We start from the raw sequence: 12,149 nt of genomic DNA, 5'->3' as shown, positions 1-12,149 counted from the left end.
TTAATATGCGGCGTCCGGCAACCGGATTCCGCATCTTTCCATCGAGGAATGTCCCCAACATGAGCGTCAACATCAACAACCTCAGCTCCAAGGAACTGGCCGACCTGATCGTCGAGGCCAACAAGCGCAAGAAGGTGCTGGCCAAACGCAAGCCGGCCAACCAGGTGAAGGCCGCCGTCGCCAAGTTCCTGAAGAGCACCGGCTGGACCTTCGACGAGTTGTACGGCAGGTCGGTGGCCGCCAAGCCGGCCGCTGCCGCGACCACCGCCACCGCTGCACCGGCCGCCGCGCCGAAGGCACGCAAGTCGACCAAGGGCCGCAGCCTGGGCAAGGTCGCCGCCAAGTACCAGAACCCGGCCAACGGCAAGGAAACATGGACCGGCCGCGGCAAGCAGCCGCGCTGGCTGGCCGCGGAAACCGCCAAGGGCAAGAAGCTCGAAGACTTCCTGATCAAGTAAATCGATCAGGGATGTTCCCGAAAACGCCGGCATTCGCCGGCGTTTTTGTTTGGCGGATTATCGCGGGATGCAGCCGATGTGGTGACGGTTGACCCTTGCTGTCATCCCTGCGAAGGCAGGGATCCAGTGACTTCAGGTCATTCAACGCAAAGACGCTGGGTTCCTGCCTTCGCAGGAACGACGAGCACGATCCGAGTTGTTGGCCTACCTACAAGTTCCGTCGCGCGGAGACCAGCAGGTTGCCGAACAGCAGTCCCGCCAGCAGCGCCATCAAGGTGTTGAGCGCCAGCATCGCCGCGTCCTGGCCGGCACCGATGTCCTGTGCCTGCACCAGGGTGATCACCCCGCGCAGGGCGATGCTGCCCGGCACCAGCATGATCAGGCCGGGCAGGCGGACCAGCGCGCCCGGGCGGTTGCGCCAGCGCGCGTAGACATTGCCGGCGGCGGTGGTGATGAGTGCCGACAGGAACAGGCCAGCCTGGGCCCCGAACCATTCGCCGCCGAAGCGCGAGATCAGGTAACCCGCGATCGCCGAAGCCATCACCAGCGGATAGTCGCGGCGGTGCGCACGGAACAGCACGGCGAAGGCGTAGGCACCGAGCAGCAACGCGCCCCACACCACCCATTCCGGCTGCGGGCGCAGCGCGCGCACGTCCGGCTGGAAGCCGGCGAATTCGGCGATGCCGAGCGCGATCGCGGTGCCGATGGTGAGCTTCAGGATGGTGGTGATGGCACCCGCGAAGCGCGCGGTGCCGGACACCAGGTGCCGGCTGGTCAGCTCGTTCATCGCATTGGTCAGCGCCATGCCGGGCAGCAGCACGATCAGCGAGGCGATGATCACGGTGTTGAGGTTGAGCGGTCCGACCAGCGCCGACACCGCGATCGCAACGCCGCCGGCCAGCAGCCCGGCAATCGCCTCGAACGCCTCGGACAGGCGCGGGCGTCGTTGCGCGGCGATGTCCAGCACGCCGATCAGCAAGCCGATGGCACCGGCCGTGCCGATGTCGAGCCACGGCAGGCGCAGCAGCCCGGCCACCGCCGCCGACGCCAGCGCGAAGCCCAGCACCTGCATCGCCTTGCCGCGCCTGCTCGCAGGCCGATCCAGCGCACGCAGGGCGGCGCGACCCGCGGGAATGTCCAGGCGCCCGGCCATCACGTCCTCGGCGATGCGGTCGGCTTCGCACAATTTGTAGAGGTCGGTATCGCCAAGCCCGAGGCGGATGACCCGGGTGGTGTCGGACTCGCCCGCCGGGCGCGCGGGATCGCTGAAGGCCAGGATCATCCCGGTCGGGTTGGCCCAGGGTTCGCAGGCCAGCGACAGCCGGCGGGTCACCGATTCGATCGCACCTTCCAGGCGCTGCGCGGTGGTGCCATAGGCGTGCAGGTGCTGCGCCAGTTCCACCACGAAGGCGATCCGTTCGGTGTAGCCGGCTTCGGCCAGGGCATCGCGCACATGCATCCGGCAAGGATCGCATGCGGCAAATCCCTTTCACACCATGCACCCGGGTTTGCGTAAGCTTGCCCGGCGCATGAGCAAAGGCCCCAACCACCACCCACCCACCGCGACCGTCGATCCGGGGGAGCCCGGCACCTTGCGCCTGCAGGGCCGCTGGACCCTGCGCTATGCCAACGAACTCGGTGATGCGCTGCGCGCCGCGCCGGAAGGCGTGACCCAGGTCGATGCCGGCGGTTGCGAGCGGCTGGACACCCTGGGCGTGCTGCAACTGCTGCGCTTCGCCGAACGCCGCGGCCTGGATTTCCAGGGCTTCCGTTTCCGCGACGACCAGCAGCCGCTGGTCGCGGCGATCGAGGACGTCCACGACGAGCGCCCCAAGCGCAAGCGCGACACCGGATTCAAGGCCGCGCTGGGCCGCCTCGGCTTTGCGGTGGTGGACAACTATCGCGAGGTGATGGCGCTGATCGCCTTCCTGGGCGAAGTCCTGGTCAAGCTGCTGCGCCTGTTCAAGGAGCCCAGCCGCTTCCGCGTGATCGCCACCGTCCACCACATGGAACAGGTCGGCCTGGACGCCGCGCCCCTGGTCGCGCTGCTGTCGTTCATGGTCGGCGCGGTGATCGCCTTCCTCGGCGCGATGGTCTTGCGCGACTTCGGCGCCACCATCTTCGTGGTCGAACTGGTCAATGCCGCCTTCCTGCGCGAATTCGGCGTGCTGCTCACCGCGATCCTGCTGGCCGGCCGCACCGCCAGCGCGTTCACCGCGCAGATCGGCATGATGGTCAACCGCGAGGAAGTGGACGCGATCCGCGTGCTCGGCCTGGACCCGATCGACCTGCTGGTGATCCCGCGCGTGCTGGCCCTGCTGGTGATGCTGCCGCTGCTGACCTTCATCGCGATGGTCGCCGGCCTGCTGGGCGGCATGGCGGTCGGCGCGTTGAACCTCGACATCCCCGCGGTCGCGTACATGGCGCGCATGCACGAGATGATGGAAATGCGCCACTTCGTGGTGGGCATGGTGAAGGCGCCTATCTTCGCGATGATCATCGCCCTGATCGGTTGCCTGGAAGGCCTGCAGGTGCAAGGCACCGCGCAGTCGCTGGGCGAGCGCACCACCTCGAGCGTGGTCCAGTCGATCTCGATGGTGATCGTGATCGATGCCTTCGCCGCGCTGTGGTTCATGCAGATGGACTACTGATGGCCACCGAGACCGCCAACGCGCGCACCCTGGACGGCGTGGTCATCGGCGATGCGCCGCTGATCCGGGTGCGCGGCCTGGTCAACCGCTTCGGCGAACAAGTGGTGCACGACGGCGTGGACCTGGACGTGCGCCGCGGCGAGATCCTCGGCGTGGTCGGCGGCTCCGGCACCGGCAAGTCGGTGCTGATGCGCGCGATCCTGGGCTTGCGCCCGCCGCAGGCCGGCACCATCGACGTGCTCGGCGTGGACGCGTTGTCGGAAGACCCGGTGAACCGCCGCCATATCGAGCGCAATACCGGCGTGCTGTTCCAGGACGGCGCGTTGTTCTCCTCGCTGACCGTGGGCGAGAACGTGCAGGTGCCGCTGAAGGAGTACTACCCGGTCCTGCCGGATTCGCTGCGCTACGAGCTGGCCCTGCTGAAGATCAAGCTGGCCGGGCTGCCCGCCGATGCGCTGGACAAGCTGCCCTCGCAACTCTCGGGCGGCATGCGCAAGCGCGCCGGGCTGGCGCGTGCGCTGGCGCTGGATCCGCCATTGCTGTTCCTGGACGAACCCACCGCCGGCCTGGACCCGATCGGCGCGGCGGCGTTCGACGAACTGATCCGCACCCTGCAGCAGGCGCTGGGACTGACCGTGTTCCTGATCACACACGACCTCGACACGCTATACGCTATCTGTGACCGGGTGGCCGTGCTGGCGGACCGCAAGTTGCTGGCGGCCGCGCCGGTATCGGAACTGGAAACGCTCGACCACCCGTGGGTGCAGGAATACTTCAACGGGCCACGGGGGCGAGCCGCGCGTGCCTAGCAAACGCCCTCAAGGCGTTTGCTGCGCGGCGAGCGCCCGGCCATGGAGGGCCGGGCCGGAGGCTGGAAAGACGATGCTGTTGCGCCATGGACGGCAACCACGAATTCTCGATCTGCGATTGTTGGTAAGCGAACCCGGAATAGACTGATGGAAACCCGTGCCAACTACGTGCTGATCGGTGGCTTCACCCTGCTGGCCAGCATCTTCCTGCTGCTGTTCGCACTGTGGGCGGCGAAGTTCTCGTCCGACCGCAACTGGCGCGAATACCAGGTGGTCTTCACCGAAGCGGTGACGGGCCTGACCGAAGGCGGCAGCGTGCAGTACAACGGCATCTCGGTGGGCACGGTCGACAAGCTCAGCCTGGCCCCGGACGACGCGCGCAAGGTGATCGCCCTGCTCAAGCTGAAGGCCGATACGCCGATCAAGGTCGATACCCGCGCCAAGCTCTCGCAGCAGGGCATCACCGGCGTGCCGTTCATCCTGCTCAGCGGCGGCAGCCCGCAGGCGGCGCTGCTGGAGCCGGGTCCGAACGACGAGATCCCGATCATCCGCACCGAGCCGTCCGCGCTGCAGAACATCGCCGACACCGCCAACCGGCTGGTCGAACGCATGGACCACCTGTTGAGCGAAGAGAACATCCGCCGCATCTCGGCCACCCTCGACAACCTCGAGCAGATGACCGGCAGCATCGCCGGGCAGAAGCAGGACATCGCCACGCTCATCGTCAACGTGCGCGAGATCACCGACGGACTCAAGGTCACCGTCAACAGCGCGAATGGCGCCATCGACGGCTTCGACAAGAACCTGGTGGACCGCCTGCCGGCGCTGATGGACAAGCTGGATTCGACCGTGGCCAACCTCGATTCCGTGGCCGGCAACGCCAATGCGCTGATCGCCGAGAACCGTCCGGCAGTGAACAGCTTCGCCAACGATGGCCTGGCCCAGCTCGGCCCGACCCTGGCCGAACTGCGCCGCCTGATCCGCGACCTGCGCAACCTCTCCGACCGGCTGGAGGACAAGCCCGCCAGCTACATCCTCGGCCGTGACGCGCCAAAGGAATTCGAACCCAAATGAGCCGCCTGCCCCGCACCCTGATCGCCGCCGCCCTGCTGGCCACGCTTGCCGGTTGCAGCAGCCTGCTCGGCCCCAAGGAAACGCCGTCGATCTTCGCCCCGGAGCTGGCGACCACTGCCGACCCGGCATGGCCGTCGGCCACCTGGGCGCTGGGAACGGTGCGCCCCACCGCGGCGCGGATCCTGGACGGCACCCGCATCGCGGTGAGCCCGGTGCCGGGCGAATTGCAGGTCTACAAGGGCGCGATGTGGGCGCGCACACCGCCGGAAATGCTGGAAGAAACCGTGCTGCGGATGCTGGAGGACAGCGGCAAGATCCCGTCCGTCGCCCGCCAGGGCAGCGGGATCGGTGCGGAATACCGGCTGGTGATGGACATCCGCCATTTCGAGTCGCGTTACGACGCCGGCGGCAGCACACCGGCAGCGGTGATCGAGGTCAACGCCAAGCTGCTGCATGTCCCCGACCAGTCGGTCGCGGGCAGCCGCACGTTCCGCCAGACGCAAGCGGCGAGCGGCACCGATGTGGCCCTGGTCGCCGATGCCTTCGGCCAGGCGCTGGGCACGCTGTCGCGCGAGGTTGTCGGCTGGACCCTGGCGACCGGCAACGAGCACCAGCGGCAGCCGCATCGCTGAGACGCATCGCATCGAGAGTTCCGGGTTCCCTGGATTGTCCGCTCTAGGCAAAGCCGGGAAAATCCCCGGTAACCAGAGGAGAGCCCGATGAGCCAACCGGAACAGGACACCGTCGCGCGCGAGTCGATGGAGTACGACATCGTCGTCGTGGGCGCAGGCCCGGGCGGGTTGGCCACGGCGATCCGGCTGAAGCAACTGGCCGCCGAGTCCGGCCGAGAGGTCTCGGTCTGCGTCCTCGAAAAAGGCTCCGAAGCCGGCGCGCACATCCTGTCCGGCGCGATCATGGATCCGAAGGCGCTGATCGAACTCTTCCCGGACTGGCAGGCACGCGGCGCCCCGCTGAAGCAGGCGGTGACCACGGACGAATTCCTGTTCCTCGACGAAACCGGCGCCAAGTCCACGCCGCATTGGTTGCTGCCGGAGTGCTTCCACAACGATGGCAACTACATCGTCAGCCTGGGTGCCGTGGTGCGCTGGCTGGCGCAGCAGGCGGAAGCGCTGGGCGTGGAGATCTTCGCCGGCTTCGCCGCCGCCGAAGTGCTCTATGACGATGCCGGCGCGGTCATGGGCGTCGCCACCGGCGACATGGGCATCGGGAAGGATGGCCAGCCGACCGACCAGTACCAGCGCGGCATGGAACTGCACGCCAAGTACACGATCTTCGCCGAAGGCGCGCGCGGCCATCTGGGCCGTCAATTGATCGCGAAATATCGGCTGGATGCCGGCAAGGATCCGCAGAGTTACGGCATCGGCATCAAGGAACTGTGGCAGGCCGACCCGGCCAAGCACCAACCCGGCCTGGTCGTGCACACCGCGGGCTGGCCACTGGACGGCGCCACCTACGGCGGCTCGTTCCTGTACCACGCCGACGACGGCAAGATCACCATCGGTTTCGTGGTCGGCTTGGACTACAAGAACCCGTGGCTGAGCCCGTTCAACGAGTTCCAGCGCTTCAAGACCCACCCCGCGATCCGCAAGCACCTGGAAGGCGGCAAGCGCATCGGCTACGGCGCGCGCGCGATCACCGCCGGCGGCCTGCTGAGCTTGCCGAAGCTGGTATTCCCCGGTGGCGCGCTGGTCGGTTGCGAGGCCGGCACGCTCAACGCCAGCCGCATCAAGGGCAGCCACGCCGCGATCAAGACCGGCATGCTCGCCGCCGAAGCCGCCTTCGCCGCCCTGGGCGACGGCCGCCAGCGCGACGAACTGACCGCTTACCCCGCCGCCTTCGAGGCCAGCTGGCTGCATGCGGAACTGCTGCAGGCGAAGAATTTCAAGCAGTGGTTCAAGAAGGGCCGCACGTTCGCGACGCTGATGACCGGCATCGAGCAGTGGTTGTTGCCGAAGCTGGGCATCCGCAATCCGCCGTGGACGATCCATCGGACCAAGCCCGACCACGCCTGCCTGGAACCGGCGGCCAGCCAGCCGAAGATCGACTACCCGAAGCCCGACGGCGTGCTGACCTTCGACCGCCTGAGCTCGGTGTTCCTCTCGAGCACCCACCACGACGAAGACCAACCCAGTCACCTGACACTGAAGGATGCTTCGGTGCCGGTCGAGGTGAACCTGCGCGAATACGCTGGCCCCGAAGCGCGCTACTGCCCGGCCGCGGTCTACGAGTTCATCGGTGACGAAGGCAGCGAGCGACTCCAGATCAACTTCGCCAACTGCGTGCACTGCAAGACCTGCGACATCAAGGATCCGACCCAGAACATCGTCTGGGTCGCGCCGCAGGGCGGCGGCGGGCCGAACTACGCGGGGATGTAAGGCCGGCTCCGGAACCGCGGGGGTCGCCGGCAGGCAAGCCCCTTTCGCGAATGTCCTCCGGCCTCGGCCTGGCGGCCAAGGCCTCCTCCTTGATTTCGCTGCAGGGGCTTGCCTACCAGCGGCCCCCGCTGCCAGTCAGCGCAGCGGCACGCCGGTCTTTTCCACCGCTTCCTCGCGACTCACGCCATCGGCGAGTTCAACGAGCTTCAAACCCTCGGCGGTGACATCGAACACACCGAGCTCGGTGATGATCCGGTCGACCACGCCCACGCCGGTCAGCGGCAGGGTGCACTGCGGCAGGATCTTCGACGAACCGGACTTGGTGACGTGCTCCATCAGCACCACCACGCGCTGCACGCCGGCCACCAGGTCCATCGCGCCGCCCATGCCCTTGACCATCTTGCCGGGCACCATCCAGTTGGCCAGGTCGCCCTTGTCGGTGACTTCCATCGCGCCGAGGATCGCCAGGTTGATGTGGCCGCCGCGGATCATCGCGAAGGAGTCATGGCTGCCGAAATAACTCGCGCCGGCGACCGCGGTGACGGTCTGCTTGCCGGCGTTGATCAGGTCGGCGTCCACGGTGTCGTCGGTCGGGAACGGGCCGATCCCGAGCAGGCCGTTCTCGCTCTGGAGCCACACGTCCATGCCTTCCGGGATGTAGTTCGCCACCAGGGTCGGCAGGCCGATCCCGAGGTTCACGTAGGCGCCGTCGGTGAGTTCCTGCGCGGCGCGCTGCGCCATCTGTTCGCGGGTCCAGGCCATCACACGGCTCCTGCGCGCACGGTGCGCTGCTCAATGCGTTTTTCGGGTGTGGCGTTCACCACGACGCGTTGCACGTAGATGCCGGGCAGGTGCACGTGGTCGGGATCGATGTCGCCGATCTCCACCAGTTCCTCGACTTCGACCACGCAGGTCTTGCCGGCCATCGCCGCCGCCGGGTTGAAGTTGCGCGCGGTCTTGCGGAACACCAGGTTGCCGGCCTTGTCCGCCTTCCACGCCTTGACCAGCGACACGTCCGCCTTCAACGCGGTTTCCAGCACGTAGTGGCGGCCGTCGATCTCGCGGGTTTCCTTGCCGTCGGCGACGATCGTGCCGTAGCCGGTGGCGGTGAAGAACGCCGGGATGCCGGCACCACCGGCGCGCAGGCGCTCGGCCAGCGTGCCCTGCGGGTTGAATTCCAGTTCCAGCTCGCCGCCCAGGTACTGGCGCTCGAACTCCTTGTTCTCGCCGACATACGACGAAATCATCTTGCGGATCTGGCGGGTGCTCAGCAGCTGGCCGAGGCCGAAGCCGTCCACGCCGGCGTTGTTGGAGATCACCGTCAGGTCCTTGACCCCGGAATCGCGCAGCGCGGCGATCAGCGCCTCGGGGATGCCGCACAGGCCGAAGCCGCCGACGGCGAGGGTCTGGCCATCCGCCACCAGCCCGGCGAGGGCGGCGTCGGCACTCGGGTATTGCTTGCTCTTGGCAGACGCCACGGGCCTTGCTCCGATGCGGGGGGGAGAACCGCCATTCTAACGGGCGGGCCGATGTCGCCCACCGTACTTTCGGGCAAGCGGTGGATCGCAGCGGGGTTGCCGGGATGTCGGCGGGACTGCCGCGCATTCGCTTCGCCGCTCGAAATGCGGCTGCGCGAACACACGGCAATCCCGCCGACGGCAAGTTCCATTCGCGGATCCGAAAGCAGTCAACGCCTTGGAGTAAATACCCCGTAACCGTCGGGTAAAATGCGCCGTCTGTACTTCCCCAAGGTTCCCGTTCGATGAAGATCCTCGTCGGTTACAAGCGCGTGGTGGACTACAACGTCCGCATCCAGGTCAAGCCGGACGGTTCCGGCGTGGTCACCGAGGGCGTCAAGCTCTCGGCCAACCCGTTCGACGACATCGCGCTGGAAGAAGCCCTGCGCCTGCGCGACAAGGGCATCGCGACGGAAGTGATCGTCGCCACCATCGCCCCCGCCGACGCCCAGGCGCACCTGCGCAACGGCCTGGCGATGGGTGCCAACCGCGCGATCCATGTGGTCGCCGATGGCCCGGTGCAGGCGCTCGCCGCCGCGCGCACTTTCCTCAAGCTGATCGAGAAGGAACAGCCGGACCTGGTGATCCTGGGCAAGCAGGCGATCGATGACGACGCCAGCCAGACCGGCCAGATGCTGGCCACCCTGTGGGGCCGCCCGCAGGCGACCTTCGCATCGAAGCTCGATATCGCCGATGGCAAGGCCACGGTGGTGCGCGAGGTCGATGCCGGCCTGGAAACGCTCGAAGTCGATTTGCCGGCGGTGATCACCACCGACCTGCGCCTCAACGAGCCGCGCTTCATCAAGCTGCCGGACATCATGAAGGCCAAGAGCAAGCCGATGGAAACCATCGCCTTCGCCGACCTTGGCGTCGAAGCGGGCGAAGGCCTGAAGACCACCCACTACGCGGCGCCGGCCAAGCGCAGCCGCGGTGTGATGGTGAAGGACGCGGCCGAACTGGTCGCTGCACTCAAGCAGAAGGGGTTGCTGTAATGAGCAAGGTCCTGATCGTCGCCGAACATCTGAACGGCAAGCTCAACGCCGCCACCGCCAAGTGCGTCTCCGCTGCGCAGGCACTGTCGCCGGAGGCCATCGACATCCTCGTGCTGGCCGCGGATCCCGCGTCCGTCGCCGCCGAAGCTGCGCAACTCGCCGGCGTGGCCAGGGTGCTCACCGTCGCCAATGACACGAATGCCGACGCCCTTGCCCAGGTGCAGGCCCCGCAGGTCGCGGCGCTGGCCTCGGGCTACAGCCACGTGTTCGGGCCGAGCACCACCTTCGGCAAGGACCTGATGCCCTGCGTCGCCGCCCTGCTTGGCGTCGCCCAGGTCTCCGACCTGATGGCGGTCGAAGGCAGCCACACCTTCAAGCGCCCGATTTACGCCGGCAACGCCATCGTCACCGTCGAAGCACCGGCCGGCCAGACCGTGGTCGCCACGGTGCGCGCGGCCTCCTGGCCGGAAGCCGCGCGTGGCGGCAGTGCCAGTGTCGAGGCCGCATCGGTCGATGTCGCCCTGCCCACCCACACCCGCTACATCGGCCTGGCCGCGGGCAGCTCCGACCGCCCCGACCTGCAGAGCGCGAAGCGCGTGGTCTCCGGCGGCCGCGGCGTGGGTTCGGAGGAAAACTTCCGGGTCATCTACGCGCTCGCCGACAAGCTCGGCGCGGCGGTGGGCGCATCGCGCGCGGCGGTCGATGCCGGCTACGTGCCGAACGAACTGCAGGTCGGCCAGACCGGCAAGATCATTTCGCCGGAGCTGTATGTCGCCGTCGGCATCAGCGGCGCGATCCAGCACCTCACCGGCATCAAGGACGCCGGCACCATCGTCGCCATCAACAAGGACGGCGACGCGCCGATCTTCGAGATCGCCGACATCGGTCTGGTCGGCGACCTGTTCGCCATCCTGCCGGAGCTGGAAGCGGCGCTCTGACGCGATCTGCGCCGGTCACGACGGACGGCGCAGGATCCAGACCTCGATGTCGGGCGGAAGGATCGCCAGGAACGGTGCGATCAGCGTGACTGCCACCGTCAGCGCCAGCGCTTTGATCACGGACACATCCCGCGAATAGCGTACGCGCGCATACAGGCCGCGCACGGCGACGGACGGCAAGCGGCTTCGCGACTCGAGCGCGAAGCCGGCCTTCCCGGCCAGCTTGGTCACGCTTGCGGTATCGAAGTAATGGACATGCGGCGACGGGAATCCCAATTGCCACATGCGGTCGAACGCGCCTCCCCTGCCCAGCTTCAGCAGTATCTTCGAGACCCGGTAAAGGAATCCCTTGCGTGAGGGCGCATTGACGAGCACGTGGCCGCCGGGCAGAAGGTGCTTCCAGCACGCCGCCAACGTCGCGTTGACATCGGGGATATGCTCGAGCACGTCGTTGAAGACGATTACGTCGAAGCGCTCTTCGTCAGCCAGCACATCCGGGAAGAAGCCACCTCGAACCGCGAGGCCGCGCGCGCGCGTCGCCGTTGCCACCGCAACATCGGGCTCGATGCCGGTGACGTCGAAGCGTGGCGAAACGGTCTCGATGAACCAGCCATGCGCGCAGCCGACCTCGAGCAAGCGGGGCCTTGCATCGCCAGGGCCCGCAAAGCCAGCGAGCAAGGCGTTCAATCGCTGGAAGTTGGCCTGCCGCAAGTGTTCCAGCCCTTGCTCACGCGAGGCCTCATCGAGGTCGCCCCCGTGCGCCTGTTCGAGGATGTGCGGCTCGAGCGAGCTGCCTTCATAGGTGCAAGCCGGACACTGCAAGTGCCACGCAAGAAGTCCCGTGGTGAGCCGAGCATCGCAAACAGGACAGACAGGCATCAGGACCGGCTTCCCCAGGAGGTGATGGCAATGCCGCACAGGATGACGACGCCACCCAGCAACACCGGCCACCGCAGCGGCTCGCGCAGGAACACTGCGGCAAGCGCGGGAACGAACAGGAAGGCGAGCCCGTAGAACGGGAAGGCGAACGATAGCGGTACCCGCGACAACACCACCAGCCACGCGACAGTCGCCAGTCCATAGACCGTCAGCGCGGCCGCCAGCGGCAGCGAAATCCAGGTCGAGGGTTGCGACAGGTCGAGCTGCGACGAAGCGGTCTTGAACAGCACCTGCCCCAGCGACAGCATCAGGATGGTGCCCAGGATCAGGCCCATGTTCCCGACGGTAAGGTAATCAGTGCGGTTCACGATGCGAGTCCCGCATCGGTGCCCTGCGCATGCCCTTCATCGCACGGCGACTGCGACCCCGGGACAA

13 protein-coding genes are annotated in these 12,149 nt (G+C 67.2%); 8 read left to right on the top strand and 5 right to left on the bottom strand.

Features of this window, described 5'->3' with window-relative positions:
* Positions 1 to 59: 59 nt before the first annotated feature.
* Positions 60 to 458 carry an H-NS family nucleoid-associated regulatory protein gene (locus ACE3T8_RS01800; protein WP_374606313.1) on the top strand — a complete coding sequence of 133 codons (399 nt, stop codon included), beginning with the start codon at positions 60 to 62 and terminating at the stop codon, positions 456 to 458.
* A 208-nt stretch (positions 459 to 666) separates the two neighbouring features.
* On the opposite strand, the gene ACE3T8_RS01795 is transcribed toward ACE3T8_RS01800, so the two are convergent.
* Entirely contained in the window at positions 667 to 1,917 is a 1,251-nt protein-coding gene (locus tag ACE3T8_RS01795) for a threonine/serine exporter ThrE family protein (protein WP_374606311.1), read from the bottom strand.
* Positions 1,918 to 1,987: 70 nt separating this feature from the next.
* Here ACE3T8_RS01795 and ACE3T8_RS01790 point away from each other — a divergent pair, with 70 nt between their 5' ends.
* The 5 genes from ACE3T8_RS01790 (at position 1,988) to ACE3T8_RS01770 (ending at position 7,388) form a co-directional block, all read left to right on the top strand.
* On the top strand, positions 1,988 to 3,109 hold the full coding sequence (locus ACE3T8_RS01790; protein ID WP_374606309.1) for an MlaE family lipid ABC transporter permease subunit: 1,122 nt from the start codon (positions 1,988 to 1,990) through the stop codon (positions 3,107 to 3,109).
* Positions 3,109 to 3,918 (top strand): ABC transporter ATP-binding protein, encoded by an 810-nt coding sequence (locus ACE3T8_RS01785; protein WP_374606307.1) that lies wholly within the window; start codon positions 3,109 to 3,111, stop codon positions 3,916 to 3,918. Before ACE3T8_RS01790 ends, ACE3T8_RS01785 begins: the two co-directional genes overlap by 1 nt.
* A 147-nt stretch (positions 3,919 to 4,065) precedes the next feature.
* Positions 4,066 to 4,992: an MlaD family protein gene (locus ACE3T8_RS01780; RefSeq protein WP_374606305.1), complete on the top strand. Its 927-nt coding sequence runs from the start codon at positions 4,066 to 4,068 to the stop codon at positions 4,990 to 4,992.
* Positions 4,989 to 5,624, top strand: coding sequence for an ABC-type transport auxiliary lipoprotein family protein (locus ACE3T8_RS01775; protein ID WP_374606303.1), 636 nt, complete (start codon positions 4,989 to 4,991; stop codon positions 5,622 to 5,624). The genes ACE3T8_RS01780 and ACE3T8_RS01775 overlap by 4 nt, the downstream gene beginning before the upstream one ends.
* Positions 5,625 to 5,711: 87 nt before the next feature.
* A complete protein-coding gene (locus ACE3T8_RS01770; protein WP_374606301.1) occupies positions 5,712 to 7,388 on the top strand; it encodes an electron transfer flavoprotein-ubiquinone oxidoreductase in 1,677 nt (558 codons plus the stop codon).
* 135 nt (positions 7,389 to 7,523) lie between these two features.
* Here the strand turns inward: ACE3T8_RS01770 and ACE3T8_RS01765 are convergent, their stop codons facing one another.
* Together ACE3T8_RS01765 and ACE3T8_RS01760 are read right to left on the bottom strand one after the other, a co-directional pair.
* Positions 7,524 to 8,150: a CoA transferase subunit B gene (locus tag ACE3T8_RS01765; RefSeq protein ID WP_374606299.1), complete on the bottom strand. Its 627-nt coding sequence runs from the start codon at positions 8,148 to 8,150 to the stop codon at positions 7,524 to 7,526.
* Positions 8,150 to 8,866, bottom strand: coding sequence for a CoA transferase subunit A (locus ACE3T8_RS01760; protein WP_374606297.1), 717 nt, complete (start codon positions 8,864 to 8,866; stop codon positions 8,150 to 8,152). Before ACE3T8_RS01760 ends, ACE3T8_RS01765 begins: the two co-directional genes overlap by 1 nt.
* A 284-nt stretch (positions 8,867 to 9,150) precedes the next feature.
* Between ACE3T8_RS01760 and ACE3T8_RS01755 the strand changes: the two genes are divergently transcribed.
* Both ACE3T8_RS01755 and ACE3T8_RS01750 read left to right on the top strand, forming a co-directional pair.
* Positions 9,151 to 9,897 carry an EtfB protein gene (locus ACE3T8_RS01755; protein WP_374606295.1) on the top strand — a complete coding sequence of 249 codons (747 nt, stop codon included), beginning with the start codon at positions 9,151 to 9,153 and terminating at the stop codon, positions 9,895 to 9,897.
* Positions 9,897 to 10,835, top strand: coding sequence for an electron transfer flavoprotein subunit alpha/FixB family protein (locus ACE3T8_RS01750; protein WP_374606293.1), 939 nt, complete (start codon positions 9,897 to 9,899; stop codon positions 10,833 to 10,835). The genes ACE3T8_RS01755 and ACE3T8_RS01750 overlap by 1 nt, the downstream gene beginning before the upstream one ends.
* A 15-nt stretch (positions 10,836 to 10,850) precedes the next feature.
* Here the strand turns inward: ACE3T8_RS01750 and ACE3T8_RS01745 are convergent, their stop codons facing one another.
* Both ACE3T8_RS01745 and ACE3T8_RS01740 read right to left on the bottom strand, forming a co-directional pair.
* Entirely contained in the window at positions 10,851 to 11,714 is an 864-nt protein-coding gene (locus ACE3T8_RS01745) for a class I SAM-dependent methyltransferase (protein WP_374606291.1), read from the bottom strand.
* Positions 11,714 to 12,082: an EamA family transporter gene (locus ACE3T8_RS01740; protein WP_374606289.1), complete on the bottom strand. Its 369-nt coding sequence runs from the start codon at positions 12,080 to 12,082 to the stop codon at positions 11,714 to 11,716. The genes ACE3T8_RS01745 and ACE3T8_RS01740 overlap by 1 nt, the downstream gene beginning before the upstream one ends.
* Between the last annotated feature and the right edge of the window lie 67 nt (positions 12,083 to 12,149).

The organism is Thermomonas sp. (assembly GCF_041919455.1).
Classification (GTDB): domain Bacteria; phylum Pseudomonadota; class Gammaproteobacteria; order Xanthomonadales; family Xanthomonadaceae; genus Thermomonas.
Note: the sequence above shows the minus strand (reverse complement) of the source record. Positions and strands in the feature narration are given on the sequence as shown.

Coding starts and splice junctions, on each gene's coding strand:
- ACE3T8_RS01775 (WP_374606303.1), top strand. CDS start 4,989: ATGAGCCGCCTGCCCCGCACCCTGATCGCCGCCGCCCTGCTGGCCACG.
- ACE3T8_RS01770 (WP_374606301.1), top strand. CDS start 5,712: ATGAGCCAACCGGAACAGGACACCGTCGCGCGCGAGTCGATGGAGTAC.
- ACE3T8_RS01785 (WP_374606307.1), top strand. CDS start 3,109: ATGGCCACCGAGACCGCCAACGCGCGCACCCTGGACGGCGTGGTCATC.
- ACE3T8_RS01750 (WP_374606293.1), top strand. CDS start 9,897: ATGAGCAAGGTCCTGATCGTCGCCGAACATCTGAACGGCAAGCTCAAC.
- ACE3T8_RS01800 (WP_374606313.1), top strand. CDS start 60: ATGAGCGTCAACATCAACAACCTCAGCTCCAAGGAACTGGCCGACCTG.
- ACE3T8_RS01745 (WP_374606291.1), bottom strand. CDS start 11,714: ATGCCTGTCTGTCCTGTTTGCGATGCTCGGCTCACCACGGGACTTCTT.
- ACE3T8_RS01755 (WP_374606295.1), top strand. CDS start 9,151: ATGAAGATCCTCGTCGGTTACAAGCGCGTGGTGGACTACAACGTCCGC.
- ACE3T8_RS01780 (WP_374606305.1), top strand. CDS start 4,066: ATGGAAACCCGTGCCAACTACGTGCTGATCGGTGGCTTCACCCTGCTG.
- ACE3T8_RS01790 (WP_374606309.1), top strand. CDS start 1,988: ATGAGCAAAGGCCCCAACCACCACCCACCCACCGCGACCGTCGATCCG.
- ACE3T8_RS01765 (WP_374606299.1), bottom strand. CDS start 8,150: ATGGCCTGGACCCGCGAACAGATGGCGCAGCGCGCCGCGCAGGAACTC.
- ACE3T8_RS01795 (WP_374606311.1), bottom strand. CDS start 1,917: ATGCATGTGCGCGATGCCCTGGCCGAAGCCGGCTACACCGAACGGATC.